The following is a 19,827-nucleotide window of genomic DNA, read 5'->3' on the forward strand; positions in this document are numbered from 1 at the left end:
CCCGCACGACGGGCGACAGCCAGTCCGCCCCCCCGGCCCGCACCGCATCCGGCAGCGGCGCGGCCGCCTCCCCCAGCCCCCGGGGGCCGAGCACCATCAGGACGGCGACGGCCACCATGGCGTACACGACCAGCGTGAGGCCGAGGGCGAGCGGGATGGCGCGGGGGATGGTGCGCGCGGGATCGCGGACTTCCTCACCGAGGGTGGCGATGCGGGCGTACCCGGCGAAGGCGAAGAACAGCAGGCCCGCCGCCTGCAGCACACCGGTGACGGTGGCATCGGAGCCGACACTCAGCCGCTCCGCGTCCGCTGTCGCCGAAGTGAGGCCGGTGACCACGACCGCCGCGAGCACCGCGAGCACGATGGCGACGACAACCCGGGTCAGCCACGCGGACTTCTGGATCCCGACGTAGTTCACGGCGGTCAGCGCCACCACCGCGGCGACCGCCACCGCGTGGGCGTGACCAGGCCACACGTACGAGCCGACGGTCAACGCCATCGCCGCACAAGAGGCGGTCTTGCCGATGATGAAGGCCCATCCGGCCAGGTAGCCCCAGAAGTCGCCGAGGCGTTCGCGACCATAGACGTAAGTGCCGCCGGAGGCCGGGTAGCGGGCGGCCAGCCGGGCGGAGGAGGAGGCGTTGCAGTACGCGACCACCGCGGCCACCGCCAGAGCGGCCAGCAGCCCGGAGCCGGCCGCGCGGGCGGCCGGGGCGAGCGCCGCGAAGATGCCCGCGCCGATCATCGAACCCAGTCCGATGAGGACGGCGTCGCCGACGCCGAGCCGCCACTGGAGCTGAGGTGACGCGGTCTCGCTGGGCTGACTCATGAAGTGCCTCCGTCTTCCGGCATTGATCGTCGGGGCTCCCGGCAGCAAGGTACATCAATTGAGTTTGATGTATTTTGGATTCATGAGGCCCTCGGATCCTGCCGCCCCGGCGTTCGTGCGGCTGGCCGCCCACCCGCTGCGGTGGAAGCTGCTGACCGAACTCGCCGCGAGTGACTACCGTGTTCGTGAACTGGTGGAGCGGGTCGGCCAGCCACAGAACCTGGTCTCCTACCATCTGCGGCTGCTGCGCGGCGGCGGGCTGGTCACCGCCCGCCGCAGCAGCTTCGACGCCCGCGACAGCTACTACCACCTGGACCTGCAGCAGTGCGCCCACGCGCTCACCAACGCCGGCACCGCCCTGCACCCGGCGCTGGGTCTCGCCCCCACCCCACCGCTGCCGCCCTCGCCGCGGCCGGAGAGGCGGTCCGCCGTCCTGTTCACATGCACCGGCAACAGCGCCCGCTCCCCGATCGCCGAGGCGCTGCTGCGCCACCGCACCGACGGTCACGTCGACGTGGCCAGCGCCGGCAGCCACCCCAAACCCCGCATCCATTCCGACGCCGTCCAGGTCCTGCGTGAACAGCACGGCATCGACATCTCGGGGCAGCGTCCACGACGCCTGGACACCTTGCTCGGCCGCCGGTTCGACTTCGTGATCAGCCTGTGCGACAAGGTCCGCGAGGTCTGCCCCGACTTCGGCGACCAGCCACGCCTGGTGCACTGGAGCATCCCCGACCCGGCTGCGGCAACCGCCCCCGGCCCGGTCGGCCACCCCGCATTCGTCCGCACGGCAGCAGACATCGACACCCGCATCCGCTACCTGCTGCCACTGCTCACCCTCACGCCACAGGAGGTTCAGCCGTGACCACGCCCGACCAGTTCGCCAACGTCCGCTACCTCGTCGACGACGTCCAGGCGGCCATCGACTTCTACACCACCCACCTGGGCTTCACCCTCCGCAGCCACCCCGCCCCCGCCTTCGCCGACGTGACCCGCGGGCCGCTGCGGCTGCTGCTGTCCGGCCCGGCCAGCTCCGGCGCCCGCGCCACCCCCAGCGACTTCGGCGCCGGGGGCAACCGCATCCACCTGACCGTCGACGACCTCGACGCCGAGATCGACCGGCTGCGTGGCGCCGGACTGACCTTTCTCAGTGATGTGGTCTCGGGCCCCGGCGGGCGTCAGATCCTGCTCACCGACCCCGCCGGCAACCTCATCGAACTGTTCGAACCCGCCCGCTAGGCGAAGCGCAGTCACACCCGCCGCGAGCGAGTCAGGCACAGCACCGGAGCTGCCGATCATGCACAACCGGCGCACACGGGACGGCAGCCGCACGCGTCGCTCACCTTGGCCGCGGCCGGAACCGTCGAGGCGGAGTGGCACTGCGGCCCTTGCCCTGCCAGGCGTCGCGACCTCCTTTGACGGCGAGGGCGGCGAAGACGAGGGCGGAAATTGGGTTGGCCAAGGACCAGCCGAGGGGTGGCGTTGAGGACCAGGCCGACCAGAAGGACGGCGGTGAGGCAGGTGCACAGCAGGGTCTCCTTGGCGACCGCGCCGGCGGAGCCGAGTTCACGGCCGGTCTTGCCCTGGGCGGCTGACAGGCGCACCACCGGCCGTCATCCCCTGCAGTTCGCGCCTCGCACGTTCACCGGTTTCGAGCTGATGGTCGGCGTAGCCGGGGGCATCGATGTCATCGGCTGTGGTTCGCAGTTCGCTGTTCGCTGTTGGGCCCGATTCCCGGCCTCCGATGGCCGTACCGTCCAGGCCACCGGCGCCGAAGGCAATCGGGCGAGCGACACGACGCTCTCGGGGATGCCGACATCGCCCTCTGTCAGCCGATGGAGGGCGGACAGGTCGGCGGGGCCCAGCGGGTCACCTGTTCTGTTCCGGCTTCCGCGCGGTGTCGCCGGCCGGGATGGCGCGGAGCATGGCCCTGTAGAGGGCGTCATGCTCGGGCGAGGCGGGAAGGGGAGCCCGGGCCGGGGCCTCGAAGGACTGGATCATCAAGGCGACAACACGCCGCCAGGCGTCGGGAGCGGCGTCGCCGCAGGCGTTGACGACGCCGAGGTTGGCCATGTGCAGCAGTACCAGATCCGAAGGGTCGAAGTCTTCGCGCAGTCGGCCCGTGGCCTTGGCACGCCCGATTAGCCGCACCATGCCCTCGTACGCCTCGTTCCGGCGCTTCTCCATGGCCCTGGCGGTGGGGAAGGTCATGGTCAGGACGTCGGCGAAGCCGTTGTCGGCAGCCTGCATGGCGCAGGCGGCCTCGATGTAGCCAGTGAAACCGTGCCAGGGGTCGGGGTCTTCGAGAGCGGTGGCGACCGCGTCGGCGTAGGCGTCCATGCGGTCCGAGAAGACGGCTGCGACCAGCGCTTCCTTCGTGGGAAAGTGCCGGAAGACGGTGGCGATCCCGACGCCTGTCTCGCGGGCCACGGAGGCCATGGAGGCGCCCAGGCCGTCGCGTCCGAACACGATGCGCGCGGCAGCGAGGATCCGCCCCCGGTTGCGCTCGACGTCACTGCGCACAGGCTGGGCGGCGGAGGCCTCGGAGTGCTGGTCGCCAGGGCTCATGGGGACACTCTAGCAATCGGAAAGCCCTATCCATTTCGCGTGCTACGGTGGTCGCAGTGAACCGGAAAGGTCTATCCGGATCCCAAAACGGATAGGCCTTACCGAATCTTCGTCTCTTCGGCGCCGCTCGTGTCTCCTGGACGGCGCTCTACGAAAGGATTGCTGTGACCAGCATCGCCATTGTTGGAGCCGGCCCTCAGCTGGGTCTGGCCATCGCCCGCACCTTCGGCTCCCAGGGCTACGACGTCGCCCTGATCTCCCGCAACCGCTCCAAGCTCGACGATCTCGTCGGCACCCTCACCGCCGAGGGCATCACCGCCGCCGCGTTCCCCGCGGACGTACTCGATCGCGCCACCCTCACCCAGGCACTGAAGGACGCCACCACGCAGTTCGGCGGGATCGACGTCCTGGAATACTCCCCAGTGGGCACGTTCGGCATCACCACGCTGACCGCTCCGGCCGGAACCGAACCGTCGCATGTGGAGTTCGAGATGAACTTCCAGCTGTACGGGGCAATCGCTGCCACCAAGGCAGTGCTGCCCGCGATGCGCGAGGCCGGTGCGGGCACCTTGCTCTACACCACCGGTGCCGGCTCGATCTGGCCTGACCCGCAGGTCGCCAACGTCAACGCCGCTGCTGCGGCGCTGCGTAACTGGGCGATGAACCTACACAAGGAGCTGGCCGGCACCGGCATCCAGGCCGCCCACGTCGGTATTGACGCGTCGATCGGCGTCTCCGTCCTCGCTGGCGTGGAGGCGGCCCGGCCCGAGCAGATCTCACCGATGTACTGGGAGCTGCACACCACCAAGCGCGACGAGGACGAGCTCGTCTTCAAACTCGATGCCGAGGGCTTTCCCCGCGGCTGACACCGCTCCAGCTCCCCGTCGGACTCTGGTCGCGCCGCGGCCCACCACACCGCGGCGCGACCATGCTCGTACTCCTGGCCGCCACCGGTATCACGGTCCTGGCCATCGCCCGCGCCATCGCCCGCGCCATCGGCTCCCAGGGCTACGACGTCACCCTGATCCCCCGCAACCGCTCCAAGCTCGACGATCTCGCCAGCACCCTCACCACCGAGGGCATCACCGCCGCCGCGTTCCCCGCGGACGTACTCGATCGCGCCACCCTCACCCAGGCACTCAAGGACGCCACCACGCAGTTCGGCGGGATCGACGTCCTGGAATACACCCCGTCGGCCGGGCTCGACACCACAGCAGTAACCGCCGACCGAGGAGAGGTTCGTCAGGCCGTCGGGATCGCGACCAGCGTGCCGACCACCAGGCCCAGCAACCATCACACTCGAATCCGCGCTCGCCATGATCGATAGCGCGGCGGGCTTCTGAGCACCCAAAATGAGAGAGCAAGCCCATCGAGCAGGCTTGGCTGTGCGTTCGGTCAGGTCTGGATTCCCGCTGCGAATGACGGTTCCCGTGACGTCGGAGACCACCTCGGTCGCGCAATCTGGGCAGGAATCGGTGGTCATCGCCGGCTTCAATGACCGCCATCGTGCCGAGCGCATGCTGGTGTCATTCGGGCGAGGCTTCCGCAGACAGGCCCGCGCGGGCGCACGACTGCTGTTGTGATCAGAGGCAACGCCGACGGCTCGCTGAGGCTGCACCCGATCAGGTCGGCGGAGCGGCACCGCTTCGGAGCGCCGGAGGCCTGCATGATTGCGTTATGCACGCAGTCGGGTAATGATCTCCACGCGCTTGGGAACGGCGGTTTGAGGTCTGTCAAAGCCCCAGCTCAGCCCCACCCTCGAACGGCCCACCCCGCTCTACTGGGTGATCGGCGAGGCCTTGCAGCCCGACGTCGACAGCGGACGCTTCGGCCACTCACCTGCCCTCGAACGCGTCCCGCCCACGGGTGGGTTCTATGCTGTGACCCGCGGCCACCGTCTCTTCGTCAGTCCACAACTCACGATGATCAACGGTGGCCGCACCCGTCTCCACAACGCGTCAGGGTCGCGCAGTTCCGCCTGCCGTCCTGAGTCAGGAGGACATGTGCAACGTGGCGAAGTCTGGTGGGTGGAGTTCGACGAGCGGCGGCTGGTCGTACTGCTGGCGGCAGACGACGTGTCCAGGATCCGGGCGATGCAGGTCGTCACTCCTGCGGGCGTCGACATCAGCGGTCTGGGCGTCGAAGTGCAAGTAGGTGCCATGGAAGGGCTGCCCTTTGAAGGCGTGCTGCGGTTCGCGTTCCCGCGCCCGGGCTTTACCCCCTGCACGTGGCTGACCACCGTGTCCCAGGACGACCTGATCGAGCGGGCGGGCGTCCTGTCCTCCGCGAAGCTCAGCGAGATTGAGGACGCCCTCCGTCTCGGCGAACAGGCGAAGGAACGGACCCCGGCGACAACCGCGAAGCTCAGCGAGATAAGGGACGCCCTGCGTCTCGGTGAACTCGGATAGGCAGAGGCGCCACCCACTATCGAGATCACGATCTACGGCTGGAGTACTCGGATGAGACCTGGGACCTCGGGGACTGGGTGTTGTTGGCGGACTGGAATCCCAGCATCGAGGGCAGGGAAGGATTTTCACTTCACTGGGCGATCCGGAGGCAGGAGCTGGCTGCCCGGCGCTTCGAGCGAGTATCTGAGTCGATGCACTGGAATCCGTGAAAAGAACCCGCCACAGGGAGGCGATGGTCTGAGCTGGGTGCCCGATCGCGTGAGTATGTTATGGCAGACGGAATCTCTTTTCGAGCGCATGGTCTTCTCGCTGTCCGGCTACTGCAGACTCAGCCCGGATCCACCGGCTTGATGCCGGTGGATGGTTCACCCAGAAACGAAGAAGTGCCTTGCGACCTGCCATGATGGGGTTTTTCTAGGACCACATCAGGCACGATCGACAAGGCACTTCCGAGATGCAATCTTCCCATGCCTCGGCGGCGGTCTCATCCGCGTTCGATGATCCGAACCTGATCGCTTACGGCGGGCTGGAGCCGGTGGTGCGGTTGGCCGAGCGGTGCGGTCTGCCCGCGCTGGTCGGGGAGACGGACCCTAGTACGGCTGAAGGGGTTGGACACTATCCGTTGTGTGCTTCGAACTCGGTCGCCAGCGTCTGTTGGGTGGCCGCCCACGACGCCAGGAGCGCCAAATTGTCAGCGGTCGGTGTGCCCGCGGGTGCGGTGTAGATGTTGAGGTGCAGGCCGGGTTCGGCGGGCAGTTCCAGGGATTCGACGTCCAAGTCGAGCTGGCCCACGATCGGATGGTGCATACGCTTGCGGCCGGACCGGTGCAGCCGCACGTCCTGAGATGCCCACCGCTGCCGGAATAGTTCACTGCACGTTGACAGTTCGCCGACTAGGGCGATCAGTTCCTCGTCGTGCGGATTGCGGCCGGCTGCCATGCGCAGCTTCGCGGCCGCGTCACCGGCAACCTGGTCGTAGTCGACAAAGAGATCTCTGGCCGCCTCGGGGTTCAGATAGACGAACCGCGCTGTGTTCGCGGGCCGTCGCGGGTCGGCCAGCACCGGTGAATACAGCGCGCGAGCGAGTTGATTCATGGCGAGCACGTCATAACGGCCGTTACCGATCCAGGCCGGCGCATCGGAGATGGCGTCGAGCACCTGCTGCAGTGTCGAGCGCACCGTCACGGCAGGCCTGCGCCGGCGTGGGCTGCGGGGCGCCCTGGATTGGCGCGCAAGGTGGAACAGGTGGTCGCGCTCGGCTTCGTCGAGCTGCAAGGCAGAGGCCAACGCGTCGAGCACGCCGTCGGAGGCACCGGCGAGGCTGCCGCGCTCCATGCGCACGTAGTAGTCGACGGATACCCCCGCCAGGAGCGCTACCTCCTCGCGGCGCAGACCTTTGACCCGGCGGTTGCCGCCGTAAGCGGGCAGGCCCGCCTGCTCGGGTGCGATGCGGGCGCGACGTGAGCTGAGAAACTCCCGGATCTCGGTGCGTAGATCCATCGCGGTTATCTCCTCGCCGTAAGCCCGTCCCGCAGCCTAATGGATACCCGTTGCGGTCGTTGCGGTGCCGCCGTCCACCGGGATGATTGCGCCCGTGAGGTAGGACCCAGCCCGGCTGGCGAGAAACACGGCGGCACCCGCCATGTCGTCGCGGCCAAGCCGGCGCAGAGGGGCCGCCGCCGCGATCGTGTCGCCGATGGCATCGATCGTGGAGTCCATCATCTGCGACGGGAACACTCCCGGTGCCACCGCGTTCACCGTGACGTGCTGTGGGCCCAGCTCCCTGGCAAGTACCCTGGTGAGTTGATGGAGTGCCGCTTTGCTGCTGGCGTACGAGTAGTTGGGCGACGGGGCGACGTGGATGGCGGCGATGCTGCCGATGTTGATGATCCGTGCGGGATCATCGGCGGTGCCCGCCTTGCGAAGTGCCGGGAGCAGTGCCTGCACCAGCCAGAACGGCGACTTGAGGTTGAGGTCGAGCACTGCATCCCAGGCCTCGTCCGGGAACGTCTCCAGCGGCTCGCGCCACATCGCTCCCGCGTTGTTGACAAGGATGTCCAGGCGTTCCGAGTCGGCCTGGACAAGATCAGCGAGGCGCTGACACTCGTCGTGCCTGGACAGGTCGGCGGGGATTGCTCGAACGTCGCCGAATTCGGACAGTAGACGCTGTGCCTCCGCGCACGTGTCTGCGTTGCGTGAGCTGATGACGACGCGGGCGCCCGCCTGGAGAAGGCCGCGCGCTATCATCATCCCAATGCCTCTGGTGCCGCCAGTGACAAGGGCGTACTTTCCCCTCAGATCGAAAAGTTCTGTGTGAGTGGTGAACTGGTTGTCCGCCATTGGTCTCCGCTCCTTCTGTCGTAAAAGAATGCGCCGACACGGTCGCGCATTCGGGGCAGCTGAATTGAACTGATGGGGGTAAAGCTGCTGCAGTGCGTTTCCATGGAGTGTTGTCGGCGCTTTCGCCTCAACCAGGTTGACAGGCGTTTTGGACGTCGGGGAGACCCTGGTGATACAGGTACTGCCAGACCCCCCCTTGCCTGGTGCGCTGAGTCCGGATCACCCCGGCTTGATGCCCGTGGATGGTTCACCCAGAAACGAAGAAGTGCCTTCCGACCTGCGATGATGGGGTTTTTCCAAGACCCCATCAGGCACGATCGGCAAGGCACTTCCGAGATGTGCACTTCCGAGATGTAATTTTCCCGTGTCGCGGCGGCGGTCTCATCCGCGTTCGATGATCCGAACCTGATCGCGTACGGCGGGCTGAAGCCGGTGGTGCGGCTGGCCGAGCGGTGCGGTCTGCCCGCGCTGGTCAGGAAGCACGTCCGGCTGCCCGACTCGAAGGACGGCACCGGCGCCTGCCCTGCGGCGAAACTGATGTCGCTGGTGGGCGGCACGGCCACGGGCGCCGACAGCATCGACGACATGGACCGGCTGCGGCACGGTGCGCTGGGCCGCCTGTTCTCCGCAGTGCGGGCCCCGTCCACGCTGGGGTCGTTCCTGCGCTCCTTCACCCACGGGCATGTGAAGCAACTGCACGCCGTGGCCCGCCGGTTCCTGCACGAACTGGCCCGTCACACCCCGCTGTTGCCCGGCGCGGACCAGGCCGCATACGTGGACATCGACGACACCATCCGCCGCACCCACGGCTACGCCAAACAGGGCGCCGACTACGGATACAGCAAGGTCAAGGGCCTGAATGCACTGCTCGGCGTCGTCTCCACACCCCTGTCCGCCCCCGTGATCGCCGCCACCAGACTGCGCAAGGGACCCTCGAACTCCGCGCGCGGGGCGGCAGCGTTCGTCGCTGAGACCATCCGCACCGCACGCGCCTGCGGCGCCGGCGGCCTGCTGATGCTGCGGGCGGACTCCGCGTTCCACGGCGCCGACGTCATCAACGCCTGCCGGGCCCTGGGTGCCCGCTTCTCCATCACCATGCGGATGAACGCCTCCGTCAAGGCCACCATCGCCCGCATCGACGAGGACGCCTGGACACCGATCAAATATCCCCAAGCGGTCTGGGACGAGGAGGGCCAGTGCTGGATCTCCGACGCCGAGATAGCCGAGATCCTCTACACCGCTTTCACTTCCAAGCCGAAGAAACAGCAGGTCACCGACCGACTGACATGTGCCGCTACAAGAGCTTCGTCCGCCTCACCACATAGGACACCGTCTAGAACCACCATTAGAGCTTCCATTAGAGCCCGTAACACGATCACGATCCGGGCTTCTTGAGGAATGTCCACGCACGCGCGGGCCGTTTGGCGGTGCGCGCCCCGAAGACGGGATTTCCTTCGGGGCGCGCACCAGGGGGTTCCGGTTCAGGCGTTGTAGCCACCATGGGCGTCCAGCACCGCGCCCGTGACGTACGACGCGGCCGGGCTCGCCAGGAAGGCGATCGCCGCGGCGATTTCGTCGGGGTGCCCCATGCGTTGCAGGGACAGCGAGCTGACCAGGGCATTGAGGGTCTCGGGGTCCGGCGGTTGCATGCCGCCCTCCATCAGTCCGGCCTCCACGACGTTGGCCGTGATGTTCCGGGGCCCGAGGTCGCGTGCGACGCCCATGGTGTACCTCTCGATCCCTGACTTGGTCGCCGAGTAGTCGGCAAGGCCGGGGGCGCCGACCCGGGAGCCCAGTCCGGAACTCACCGTGACGATGCGGCCGCCCGTGCGCAGCACTCGGGAGGCGGCCCGGATGACGGCGATCACGCCGAGGTAGTTGGTGGCATGCATCCGGTCCAGTGCGGCGGTGTCGGCGTCCGGGTCGTCTACCGTGCCAGCCACGGAGGTCGCCGCGTTGTTGACCAGGATGTCCAGGCCGCCGAAGTGCGCGACCACGTCGTCGATCAGCGCTGGCGCCCGGCTCGTGTCTGCCTGGTCGGACTGCGAGGCGACGGCCTTGGCTCCCTTGCCGTGCACCTCGTCGACGACGGCCTGCGCCTGCTTCTCGGAGCTGACGTAGGTGAAGGCGACGTCGGCGCCCTGCTCGGCCAGCAGCCGTACGGTCGCGGCTCCCAGCCCGCGCGACCCCCCGGTGACCAGGGCGACCTTGCCCATGAGTGGCTTGCTCATTCTTCTCACCTCGTTGATTGACCCTTCCGGCAGTCGCAACGCTAATTGTTACGACAGGCTGTTGCAACCTTCGCTGTTACGACTGAGCTGTCGTAACATAAAGCGTTGCGGCCGAGAGGAGGAGTCCATGAGCGCCAACAGCAGGCTGACCATCGCCGCCCACGCGCTGGCCTGGATCGGCCTCTACCAGCGCCAAGGCCATGAGGTCGCCACCTCCGAGCAGATCGCGACCAGCGCGAACACCAACCCCGTGGTGATCAGACGGCTGCTCGGCGAGCTGCGCAGGGCTGGGCTCGTGGAGTCCCGGCGGGGCGTGGGCGCGGGCTGGTCGCTGGCACGCGAGCTGGAGTCGATGACCCTGCTCGACGTGTACGAGGCAGTGGAACCCGGCCCGCTGTTCGCAATGCACCGCACCACCCCGGACCAAGGATGCGTGGTGGGTTACGGCATCCAGCCGGCGATGCAGGGCATCTACGAGGGCATCGAGGAGACCCTGAGACACGAGCTGGCCCGCGTCACGCTCGAGAACGTACTCCGGGACGTACTCGCGGCACCTCGCTAGCCACCTCGTTACGCCCTGACATCACCAAGATCCCCATCAATGCCCAGGCCGGCGACCAGCCTGGCGACCAGTCACGCCAAAGACGGTTGGTTGCAGTATCAGACCGTGTCCTGCGAACTCGTAACTTGATCTTGTTGCAGTGCCCTGGTCCGGGCGTGACCGATGTGCCGATTCCGCCGTCGCCCGGCCGGAGCGCGGTGTGGCCGACAGTGCTGCGGCGTGAACGAAGTACGGCCGCTGCTGGATGAGTTGCTGTTCTCTTCGGTGGAGGGCGTGTCCGTGGATCGGTCGAGATGACCGACACGGTCGTCCGGATCGAGGCCTGGACGACCGTCGGGCGGCCTGCGCGAGATGTGAGTGCTGGTCGGGCCAAATACGCGGTTCGTACCTGCGATTTCCCGTGATCTGCCAGCGGTCGACAAGTTCGCCGTGGTGTCGTTGCGGGTGCGCCGGTTCGTCTGCGAGGAGGACTATTGCCTGCGCAAGACCTTCGCCGAGGAAGTGTCCGAGTTCCACCCGCCGGTTCGGGCGACGGTTCGGGCGACGGACCGAGAGGCTGCGGTCGACTTTGGTCTCGGTCGGACTTGCGCTAGCGGCCGGGTCGGCGCCCTGATGACGGACGCCTCGGGCCGCCGGTCCGGGTCCTGCTGAGGCTGATCGACGCACTGCCCGATCCTCCTACCGCCGTGCCCCGCGTGGTTGGCGTGGACGAATACGCCGCAGCGCAAGGGGCATGTCTACAGACCTGTGCTCGTCGGCGTCGAGACACATCGCCCGGTGGACCACCTGCCGGTCCGGGAAACGGACACTCTGGCGGCCTGGCTCGCCTAGCGGCCCGGCATCGAGACTGTCTGCCGCGACCGCGCCGCCTTCTTCGCCGAAGGCGCCACCCGCGGCGCCCCCCACAAGCCATCCAGGTCGCCGATCCATGGCACCTGACGCACACCCCGGGGCCCCTCTTCGACCGGGCCAACCTCTGGCCGAGGTGCCGGACCGTTGTCGGGCGATGGACGACCGGTCGGCGTTGAAGGTGCGCATCGCCGCGCGGCGCCCTCGTGATGTCAGGCGGCGTGCTTCACGTGGCGGACCAGCCACATCAGCAGGGCGTCCAGGTCGGCGGCGGCCGAGAGGACCCGGTCGACGGCCTCGGGGGTGTGCAGCCACTCCTCGCAGCCGAGGGGGCGGGCGGCGATCAGCGAACGGTGGCGCAGCAGGTCCGTACGGGAGTGGTCGGTCGGATAGCCGCGCGGGGGGCGTTCCATCACGTCCCCGGAGATGTCGTAGCCCTTCGTCCGCACGTCCTCAACGATGGCGGTCAGTTCGCGGCCGCTCCCCTCGGAGGCCACCGCTTTGCGGAACATGTCCACCTGGCCGGGGTCGGGGTACCACCAGGCTCCCTGGATCCGCAGGCCCTCCAGGGCGAACCGGAGACCGATCTCGATCTTGCGGCCGAGCCGGATCACCGCGCCTTGGTTCTGCCACCACCAGGAGTCGGTGCGGTAGTGCCAGACGGAGAAGTCCTCGTACCGGGGGTCGCTGTCCGCGACCTCGTTGAGCAGGGCGATCATCGGCTGCCTGACGAGGCGTTCGCGGTCCGCGCGGTAGCGCTCGCGGGTCGCGTGGGTCGGTTCGCCCTGGAGCTGCCACAACACGTCCATGGCCTGCTCCGGCCAGCCGGTGAACTGTCCGCGCATGCGCGCAGCCTAGCCCACCCGAAATCCGCGCGCGGAGAGTGAGACGGGCAGGGAGGCGTAGCCCCGGACATGGTGGGATGTGTGGCGGCTGGGTGCTCCGGCCAGTTCGATGTGCCGTGCGCGGTGGGCGAGTTCGTCGAGGACACGGGGAGTGCGCGCAGCGGGACGTGAGATCCCACAGCTGGTGTGGGGTCTCGCGGTTGGTGTCGGCGACCGCCCTCGTGACCTGCTGCTGCTTCCGTTGATTCACGGCGTGTCAGGCATCGGAGCCTCAGCTTCGTCTCGCTCCCCCGGCGGTCTGTCTTGATCAGACAGACCGCCGGGCTTATGAGCTGAGCTGTCGCGCACCTTCCAAGTCAGCAGCCCGCAAGTCTCCCACCTGTGCGGTCGCCAGCTGGTTCGGGGACGAGCGCGGTGTCGGGTCGGCAGTGCGGGCACACGTCGACGCCGCCGACGAGGGCCTGGGCGCGGACTGCCGGAGCGGAACTCGCGTGGACAGGCTTACGGGTGTGTGACCCGCTCGATCGCGCCGTGCGGCCGATGCGCTTTCCCGGCGGGTCGGTCGGGAGGATCAGCGCAGTCCGGCGAAGAGATCGTTCTCGGGTATGGCCGCGTCAGTGGCGTCCTGGACACGTACGAAGGTCTCCATGCCCATCAACTCGCCGAACCTCTCCTTGCCCATCTTGAGGAAGAAGATGTTCTCGCCCTGACTGGCGTGCGCGGCCAACGAGTCGAACTTCTGACCGCTGAACGCGGTGGTGTCCACCCACGTGGTGATCTCATCGTCGGGGAGGCCGATCTCGGCCAGTGCGGCGGCCTCGGCAGGGTCCGGCTCCGGCATGTCCTCATGAAACTCGCGCATGATCTCGCCGAACCGCTGCATCATCGAGCGGGGCATCGTCGTCCAGTACACCTTCGGTGTCAGCGCGGTCATCTCCAGCGCCGCCATCGTGATGCGGTGGGCCTGGATGTGGTCGGGGTGGCCGTAGAAGCCGTTCTCGTCGTAGGTGACGACCACATCGGGTCGGTAGTGCCGCATGAGTTCCGCAAGCCGTGCCGCGCCTTCCTGTACGGGGGTCTGCCAGAAGGATCCGGCGGCGTCGTTGCTCGGCCAGCCCATCATCCCGGAGTCGGCATAGTCCAGCATCTCCAGATCGCTGACCTTCAGGACCTCACAGCTCGCCTCGAGTTCCTGACCGCGCATCACGGCGACCGCCGCAGGATCGTGCCCGGGATCACCCGGCTTGACACCCCCCGGTCCGTCACCGCAACCGCCGTCGGTACACGTCACGAGAACCGTGCGAATGCCTTCCGCCGCGTACCGCGCGAGGACCCCTCCGGTTCCGGTGGCCTCGTCGTCGGGGTGGGCGTGTACTGCCATCAGCGTCAAGGGCCGGTCAGTCATCAAAACAGTCCTCCAGCGAAAATACGTCTTGGTCCAAGTAGCGCGGCAGGCGTGCCGCAATCCAGGGGCCCGGATACTGGTCGGGCGGACGACCTTGTGGTCTCCGAGTTCCCCGCCCGTGCGACGCCGGTCCCTCGGTCGATGCAACCGTGCCGGCCGGACCGGATGTTCCCGGCGCAGCCACTTGATCTTGCAGGCGTCGGCGTTCAACGCGATCGAGGTACAGGCGCTATGACCTTGAACCTTTGGCCCCGGGGGCGCGTCGGACGACTTCGACCTCGATGCCGAGACGTGCGCCGTGGTGACCTGCGCGAGCGGTATGGCCCCTGGCAGACCGTTTACGAGCGCCACAGACAGGCAGTGGCGCCAGGACCGTCAGATCCGGGCGCGTGTGGCGGGGCTCTGCGTGAGGGGCAGGGTGCTGCCGAGTGCCCGGAGAGCGGGCGGCAGTAGACCTCACCGGGCTTCACGGAACGGGCCGACAGCCGTAGGCACCTGCATAGAGAGCGGTTCACCCTCAAACTGCTGGTCAGTGGGGCTGTGTGAGAACGGAACTCATCGGCAGGCCGAGGGGTTGTGGTGCGCGGCAAGGCTGCCCCGGCTGTTATGGGCATGGGGGCCGGTAGGCCAGGTTTCCGAAGTACTTCTTCCACTCGGAGCGGGTGATGGTGGGGTGGCTCAGTCGGCATACGCGGTCAGCGACGCGTTCCGGGGTGGTCTCCCACAGGCGGGTCGTGCGGTCTGCGCCTGCGGTGACCAGGGTGTGACCGTCGGGGCCGAATACTGCCGTGAGGTACGAGTTTTCGCCGCTGAGAGAGGCCAGCGCGTGGGGGCGCCTTGGATCTGATGTGTCCCACAGTCGGGCGGTGCTGTCGGCGCCCATGGTGGCCAGCGTGTTGCCGTCGGGGCTGAAGACGGGAGAGTAGGCGGCGCCGACATGGCCGTCGAGAACCGCTGTCCGGTGCAGGCGGCGGCCGGCGACACTCCACAGGCGCGTCTCACCACCGAATTCCGTGGTGGCCAGGATGCCGCCGTCCGGGCTGAAGGCGACGGAGCTGACCCCCTCGGAGAGCGCCGGCGAGGTGTCCAGCCTCTTCGGCCGGCGGGGGTCTCTGACGTTCCACAGCTGTACCGTGCGGTCCCATCCCCCGGTGGCCAGGATGGTGCCGTCCGGGCTGAAGACGGCGGCGTTGGCACCCCTGGCGTGTCCGATGGCGGAGGTCGACTCGCGGGGGCGGCGTAAGTCTTTGACGTCCCAGAGCCGCACGGTGCCGTCCAGGCCGGAGGTGGCAAGGGTGCGGCCGTCGGGGTTGAAGGCCACCGTGTTCACGTGGTTGCTGTGTCCGGTGATGGTGGCGAGTTCGCGGGGGCTGCGGGGTGCGGTGATGTCCCACAGGCGGGCGGTGCGATCGTGACTGCCGGTGGCCAGCGTGCGGCCGTCGGGACTGATCGCCACTGCGCAGACGGTGTCGGTGTGACCGTGGACGGTAGGGGTGTCAAGGTCCCACAGGCGGGCGGTCTGGTCGTCCCCGGCGCTGGCCAGGGTGCGGCTGTCGGGGCTGAAGGCCACGAAGACGGCGGCGTCGGTGTGCCCGGTCAGCACGGCCAGGCGCCTCGGTCGGCGCGTGGCGCTGATGTCCCACACCCCCACAGTACGGTCCAGGCTTGCGCTGGCGAGCGTGCGCCCGTCGGGGCTGATGGCGACGGAGCGCACACCGTCGGTGTGGCCGGTCAGGGTCGCCGACCGGGCCGGGCGTCCGGGCGAGGCCAAGTTCCAGAGTCGCACGGTCCGGTCCCAGCTCGCGCTGGCCAGAGTCTTCCCGTCAGGGCTGAACACCACCCAGCTGACGGCAGCGGTATGGCCGGTCAGGGTGGCCGACCTGCGGGCGTCCCCGGAGGCATTGAGCGTCCACAGCTGTACGGTGCGATGGAAGCCGGCCGCGGCCAGGGTGCGCCCGTCGGGGCTGAAGGCCAGGGAGACGATCGCGGCGGTCGTGTCGTCGTCGGCGCGCAGGGTGGCCGTTGTGCGGGGATGCCGCGGATCGGTGGCATCCCACAGCCGCACGGTGCCATCGCTGCTCGCTGTGGCGAGGGCAGTAGCCTCCGGGTTGAACGCGACGGCGTTGACGTCGCCGGTGTGGCCGCGTAGCACGGCCGTACGGTGAGGGTTGCGCGGATCAGTGGTGTCCAACAGCCGGGCGGTGTCGTCCCAGCTGGCGGTGGCCAGGGTGCGGCCGTCGGAGCTGAAGGCGGCGTGGCTGACCTTCTCGGTATGCCCGGTCAGGATGGCCGACGGGCGAGGGCGATGAGGGTCGGTGATGTTCCACAGCCGGGCGGTGTTGTCGTTGCTGCCGGTGACCAGCGTGCCGCTGTCGGCGCGGTAGGCCACCGCGTTGACGTTGTCGGTGTGACCCGTGAGCCGTGTCGCGTAGGGGGTCGCGAAGGTGCTGAGCAGGCTGCTGCGGGCCTCGGTGGTGGGGGCCAGGCCGTAGGCGGCGAGGCTGAGCTGGGTAGCGAGCGCGGGGTTGGTGGAGCGCAGTGCGGTGGCCTGCTCCGCGACCTTCTGGGACAGGGCGATGTTGCGCTGCCGGGTGGCTGTTCCCTGTGCGCGCACCGCGTACACGGCGGCGGCCGAGGCCGTGACAAGGAGCACGGCGAGCAGCACGGTGAGGCGGCGCAGGCGGCGGGCACCGCGGCGCGCGGCAGCTTGTTCGCCGTCCGCGGCCGCGCGGCTCGCGTCGAGGAACTCCTGCTCCGTCACGGACAGGGAGGTACGGTCCAACGCGGCGGCCATGTCCAGACGCGTGCCTCGGTACAGTGCGCCGGGATCCCGCCCCAGCGCCTCCCACGCGTGTGCCGCGCCGGTGAGCTGGCGCAGGATCCGCAAGGCATCCCGGTCCTCGGTCAGCCATCCATGGAGCCTGGGCCAGCAGCGGATCAGCGCCTCATGGGCCAGTTCCACTCGTTCTTGGTCCAGCGTCAGCAGCCGTGCTCTGGCCGCCCGGTCCAGTACGCCGGCGATGTCGGCACCGCCGGACTGCTCGGCAAGCCCTTGCAGTTCCTCCAGGCGCGTCGGCCGACGGGTGTCCTCCGTCCCGTCGCCCAGCGCGGTCAGCCGCACGAACACCCGCCGGGCCAGCTTCCGTTGTGCTGGCTCCAGTTGTCCGTAGAACTCCTCGGCTGTGCGTGCCAGGCTGCCTTCGAGCCCGCCCGCTGCCTCGAACGCCTCCAGTGTCAGCGCGTTGCCGCGACGACGCCGCCAGGTCTGCAGCAGCGCGTGCGACAGCAGCGGAAGCATCCCGGCCTGGCCGTGCGCATGAGCGGTGAGCGATGCCAGCAGCCCGCCCTCGACGGTGCAACCGGCCTGCTGGGCCGGTCTCACCACGGCTCTGCGCAACTCCTCGAGGTTCATCGGTCCGACCGGCACCTGCGTGTCGCGCATCGCCTCCACCAGCAGCGGGTTGTGGGTGCAGTGCGCATAGAAGTCGGCTCGCACACCGAGCACCACCCGGCACCGGCCGGACCCGGCCGAAGCGGCAGTGATCAGCGCCTCGATGAAGCACTGCCGCTCATGGTGGTCCTGGCACGCTGTGAAGGTTTCCTCGAACTGGTCGACGACCAGCACCACGCCGTCGCCACCACCACCGACCGCACCGGCACGGGCGGTGATCTGCCGCATCACGCGCCCCAGACTCTCCGGATCTTCCCGCAACTCCCTATACAGCGCGCCCGGGGCCAGTCCGGCCAGTGCGCCCCGCCGCACCGCACACTCCTCCAGCGGCCGCGGCCCCGGCGTCAGTACCACCGTCGTCGCAGTGGTCTGCAGCATTGGCACCAGCCCAGCCCTCAACAGCGACGACTTGCCCGAGCCCGAAGCCCCGATCACCATCACGAACTGTTGCCGCTCCAGCCGCTCGGCCAGCTCGGCCACCAGCTGCTCCCGGCCGAAGAACCACTCCGCGTCCTGCTCCCGGAACGGGCGTAGACCCGCATACGGCGGCGTGCCGGATTCCTCTGTCTCGCCGAGGGCGGAGTCCTCCTGCCCGAAGTGGCGTGCCACCTCGCGCCACCGCCGCTCCCACTCCTGCAAGTCCCCGTCACAGGCGCGCACGTAGGCCAGCGTCACCGCCAGCGTCGGCAGCCGCTGCCCGGACGCCGCGGAGGACAAGGTCGAGATCGAGTAGTGCGCTTGTTCCGCCAGCTTCCGGTAGGGCGGACCCCCCGCCTTCTGCCGCAACTGCCGCAGGTCTGCGGCGAACTCCAGTAACGGACCGTCCCCGGCATCCAGCGGTCGCTCTTTGCGCGGCATCGCCGCACCTCCCCGTAGATCCCCGTTCCCCCGTGTCACACCTGGAACGGCGCCGTCACATTTTTCAGCAGTTGCTTGTTCAGCACCAGTGCCCGGAACCCGAACAACGCCGGGGCCCTACACCTGAAGTGGACAGCCCGGCCGCAACTGCCGCGCTGCCGGCCCGTTCCAACTTCGGACTCTCGGCGCTTGACCCGCTTGTACGCGGTTCACGAACGGGCGCCCAGGCAGTCGGGGCCGACCAGGTGACCCCATGGACGCCACCCCGGCCAGGCCTTCATCGCGCCGCCAGCGCTCCACCGACCGCTGCGAGATCCGTAACGCGGCAGTGATATCCCGGTACCTCTCCCCCGCCCTCGAACCGAGCCACGGCTTCGTGCCGAAGTACGCGCCCGTACGGCCCTCCCGGCGTCTGTCGATCCACCACCCCGCGCGTATCTCGCCGCAGCAGGACTACCGAAGCCACCCCCACGCCGTCCCGAGAGCGGCCCGATATCCCCCATTCAAGTTCTGTAGTGCTGGATTCCTCAAACGGTGTACACATGTCGGCGCCGTAGCGAGCAGGTCGGTGGTGCGGGTTTGTCCCAGATCCAGTGGGTGGCACGGGAGTTGAGCTGGTTGGGCGCCAGGGCTGTGACCTGATTGATGTCGTCGCGGTTGATCCAGTCGGTCAACCCCGAATCGTCGAAGCTGCCCCGGATTGGCAGCGCTCGCCGAGCATGTGCCCTCGGTTGCCCACATGCTCGGCCAGTGACAAGGCGACCAGCTGCCGGAGTGGATCGAATCGGCCAGGGCCTTCACTGAGCCCAAGCGCGCGCAAAGATCGCAGCGTCGGCTCGCGCAGGCGCGCCGACGCCGCCAAGAACACATAGAGCCCGATGGACCGTCGGCGGTCTCCCGTCGAACCGGGGAGCACGTTGTACGTCATGGACCGCAACGGCGCCCCGCAGCGGCTGCCGGCCTTCCTTCGACCGCGGCATCGCCGCGATCAACCTGCCGACGTGGCCCGACGGTGACTCCCGGTCCGAGGTATCGGAGTCCCGCTACCGCCTCGGTCCCGCGACGGCGTAGGCCGCGGTGCCGACGACCGTGAGGACCAGGGCCGTCCAGGTGCCCGTTGCCGTGCCGGGAGGCAGCAGCATCCACGTCGCCACCTCCATCGGCGCACTCGTCGGGGGCGGGGCGAAGAACGAGAACGAGAGCCAGGCGAACGGCAGCGTCCATGCGTACTGGCCGCCGGAGAGCGCCGCGCCGAAGGCGACCAGTCCCATCAGGCCCGCGCTGTCCCGGACGACGAACGCAGCGGTGGCCATGGGCGCGCCCATGCTCTGCACTGTCAGCAGCGCCGCGGCGACGACCGCGCCGGCGAGCAGCACATGCGCCGCTCTGCGGGGCACCCAGCGGATCGCGGCCGTCCGGTCCAGCGCGAGGTCCTGCCCCCCGAGCCCGATCGAGAAGGCCATTGCCCCCGTGGAGAGAAC

General features: G+C 68.5%; 17 protein-coding genes and 2 pseudogenes. 8 read left to right on the forward strand and 11 right to left on the reverse strand.

Annotated elements, in window-relative coordinates:
- Positions 1-829, reverse strand: an 829-nt coding sequence (locus O3Q52_RS26505) for an APC family permease (RefSeq protein ID WP_269651246.1), incomplete at its 3' end; no start/stop codon positions are given.
- A gap of 82 nt (positions 830-911) precedes the next feature.
- Between O3Q52_RS26505 and O3Q52_RS26510 the strand changes: the two genes are divergently transcribed.
- Positions 912-1,694 carry an ArsR family transcriptional regulator gene (locus O3Q52_RS26510; RefSeq protein WP_269651247.1) on the forward strand — a complete coding sequence of 261 codons (783 nt, stop codon included), beginning with the start codon at positions 912-914 and terminating at the stop codon, positions 1,692-1,694.
- Positions 1,691-2,068, forward strand: a complete 378-nt coding sequence (locus O3Q52_RS26515) for a VOC family protein (RefSeq protein WP_269651248.1) — start codon at positions 1,691-1,693, stop codon at positions 2,066-2,068. The genes O3Q52_RS26510 and O3Q52_RS26515 overlap by 4 nt, the downstream gene beginning before the upstream one ends.
- 56 nt (positions 2,069-2,124) lie before the next feature.
- On the opposite strand, the pseudogene O3Q52_RS26520 reads toward O3Q52_RS26515, so the two are convergent.
- Both O3Q52_RS26520 and O3Q52_RS26525 read right to left on the reverse strand, forming a co-directional pair.
- A pseudogene (locus O3Q52_RS26520) lies at positions 2,125-2,427 on the reverse strand (cation transporter); the annotation flags it as partial.
- A gap of 271 nt (positions 2,428-2,698) precedes the next feature.
- Positions 2,699-3,397 carry a TetR/AcrR family transcriptional regulator gene (locus tag O3Q52_RS26525; protein ID WP_269651249.1) on the reverse strand — a complete coding sequence of 233 codons (699 nt, stop codon included), beginning with the start codon at positions 3,395-3,397 and terminating at the stop codon, positions 2,699-2,701.
- 164 nt (positions 3,398-3,561) lie between these two features.
- Between O3Q52_RS26525 and O3Q52_RS26530 the strand changes: the two genes are divergently transcribed.
- From O3Q52_RS26530 to O3Q52_RS26545, 4 genes are all read left to right on the forward strand, one after another.
- Entirely contained in the window at positions 3,562-4,263 is a 702-nt protein-coding gene (locus tag O3Q52_RS26530; protein WP_269651250.1) for an SDR family oxidoreductase, read from the forward strand.
- 62 nt (positions 4,264-4,325) lie between these two features.
- Positions 4,326-4,724, forward strand: coding sequence for an SDR family NAD(P)-dependent oxidoreductase (locus O3Q52_RS26535; protein WP_269651251.1), 399 nt, complete (start codon positions 4,326-4,328; stop codon positions 4,722-4,724).
- A 103-nt stretch (positions 4,725-4,827) separates the two neighbouring features.
- Entirely contained in the window at positions 4,828-4,980 is a 153-nt protein-coding gene (locus O3Q52_RS26540) for a hypothetical protein (protein ID WP_269651252.1), read from the forward strand.
- 420 nt (positions 4,981-5,400) lie between these two features.
- Entirely contained in the window at positions 5,401-5,805 is a 405-nt protein-coding gene (locus O3Q52_RS26545; RefSeq protein WP_269651253.1) for a type II toxin-antitoxin system PemK/MazF family toxin, read from the forward strand.
- 615 nt (positions 5,806-6,420) lie between these two features.
- On the opposite strand, the gene O3Q52_RS26550 is transcribed toward O3Q52_RS26545, so the two are convergent.
- Complete coding sequence (locus O3Q52_RS26550; protein ID WP_269651254.1) at positions 6,421-7,305, reverse strand: helix-turn-helix transcriptional regulator; 885 nt, start codon at positions 7,303-7,305, stop codon at positions 6,421-6,423.
- A gap of 36 nt (positions 7,306-7,341) precedes the next feature.
- Positions 7,342-8,145 (reverse strand): SDR family oxidoreductase, encoded by an 804-nt coding sequence (locus tag O3Q52_RS26555; RefSeq protein ID WP_269651255.1) that lies wholly within the window; start codon positions 8,143-8,145, stop codon positions 7,342-7,344.
- 390 nt (positions 8,146-8,535) lie between these two features.
- Here O3Q52_RS26555 and O3Q52_RS26560 point away from each other — a divergent pair.
- Positions 8,536-9,540 (forward strand): annotated as a pseudogene (locus O3Q52_RS26560) (IS1380 family transposase); the annotation flags it as partial.
- Positions 9,541-9,626: 86 nt separating this feature from the next.
- Here O3Q52_RS26560 and O3Q52_RS26565 read toward each other — a convergent pair.
- Positions 9,627-10,376, reverse strand: coding sequence for an SDR family NAD(P)-dependent oxidoreductase (locus tag O3Q52_RS26565; protein ID WP_269651256.1), 750 nt, complete (start codon positions 10,374-10,376; stop codon positions 9,627-9,629).
- A gap of 127 nt (positions 10,377-10,503) precedes the next feature.
- Between O3Q52_RS26565 and O3Q52_RS26570 the strand changes: the two genes are divergently transcribed.
- Positions 10,504-10,938, forward strand: coding sequence for an Rrf2 family transcriptional regulator (locus O3Q52_RS26570; protein WP_030942118.1), 435 nt, complete (start codon positions 10,504-10,506; stop codon positions 10,936-10,938).
- A gap of 1,061 nt (positions 10,939-11,999) precedes the next feature.
- Here O3Q52_RS26570 and O3Q52_RS26575 read toward each other — a convergent pair.
- From O3Q52_RS26575 to O3Q52_RS26595, 5 genes are all read right to left on the reverse strand, one after another.
- A complete protein-coding gene (locus O3Q52_RS26575) occupies positions 12,000-12,632 on the reverse strand; it encodes a DUF2461 family protein (protein ID WP_269651257.1) in 633 nt (210 codons plus the stop codon).
- Positions 12,633-13,203: 571 nt separating this feature from the next.
- Positions 13,204-14,037, reverse strand: coding sequence for a PIG-L family deacetylase (locus O3Q52_RS26580; RefSeq protein ID WP_269651258.1), 834 nt, complete (start codon positions 14,035-14,037; stop codon positions 13,204-13,206).
- A 604-nt stretch (positions 14,038-14,641) separates the two neighbouring features.
- Positions 14,642-18,346: an XRE family transcriptional regulator gene (locus tag O3Q52_RS26585; protein ID WP_269651259.1), complete on the reverse strand. Its 3,705-nt coding sequence runs from the start codon at positions 18,344-18,346 to the stop codon at positions 14,642-14,644.
- Between the two features lie 527 nt (positions 18,347-18,873).
- Entirely contained in the window at positions 18,874-19,020 is a 147-nt protein-coding gene (locus O3Q52_RS26590) for a hypothetical protein (protein WP_269651260.1), read from the reverse strand.
- 369 nt (positions 19,021-19,389) lie between these two features.
- On the reverse strand, positions 19,390-19,827 hold a 438-nt coding region (locus O3Q52_RS26595; RefSeq protein WP_269651261.1), incomplete at its 5' end, for a hypothetical protein.

It is taken from the genome of Streptomyces sp. ActVer (genome assembly GCF_027270795.1).
Taxonomy (GTDB): domain Bacteria; phylum Actinomycetota; class Actinomycetes; order Streptomycetales; family Streptomycetaceae; genus Streptomyces; species Streptomyces umbrinus_A.

Excerpts from the sequence above, each read along its gene's own strand:
- O3Q52_RS26510 (WP_269651247.1), top strand. The coding sequence starts at position 912 with ATGAGGCCCTCGGATCCTGCCGCCCCGGCGTTCGTGCGGCTGGCCGCC.
- O3Q52_RS26525 (WP_269651249.1), bottom strand. The coding sequence starts at position 3,397 with ATGAGCCCTGGCGACCAGCACTCCGAGGCCTCCGCCGCCCAGCCTGTG.
- O3Q52_RS26535 (WP_269651251.1), top strand. The coding sequence starts at position 4,326 with ATGCTCGTACTCCTGGCCGCCACCGGTATCACGGTCCTGGCCATCGCC.
- O3Q52_RS26550 (WP_269651254.1), bottom strand. The coding sequence starts at position 7,305 with ATGGATCTACGCACCGAGATCCGGGAGTTTCTCAGCTCACGTCGCGCC.
- O3Q52_RS26555 (WP_269651255.1), bottom strand. The coding sequence starts at position 8,145 with ATGGCGGACAACCAGTTCACCACTCACACAGAACTTTTCGATCTGAGG.
- O3Q52_RS26565 (WP_269651256.1), bottom strand. The coding sequence starts at position 10,376 with ATGAGCAAGCCACTCATGGGCAAGGTCGCCCTGGTCACCGGGGGGTCG.
- O3Q52_RS26570 (WP_030942118.1), top strand. The coding sequence starts at position 10,504 with ATGAGCGCCAACAGCAGGCTGACCATCGCCGCCCACGCGCTGGCCTGG.
- O3Q52_RS26575 (WP_269651257.1), bottom strand. The coding sequence starts at position 12,632 with ATGCGCGGACAGTTCACCGGCTGGCCGGAGCAGGCCATGGACGTGTTG.
- O3Q52_RS26580 (WP_269651258.1), bottom strand. The coding sequence starts at position 14,037 with ATGACTGACCGGCCCTTGACGCTGATGGCAGTACACGCCCACCCCGAC.
- O3Q52_RS26585 (WP_269651259.1), bottom strand. The coding sequence starts at position 18,346 with ATGCCGCGCAAAGAGCGACCGCTGGATGCCGGGGACGGTCCGTTACTG.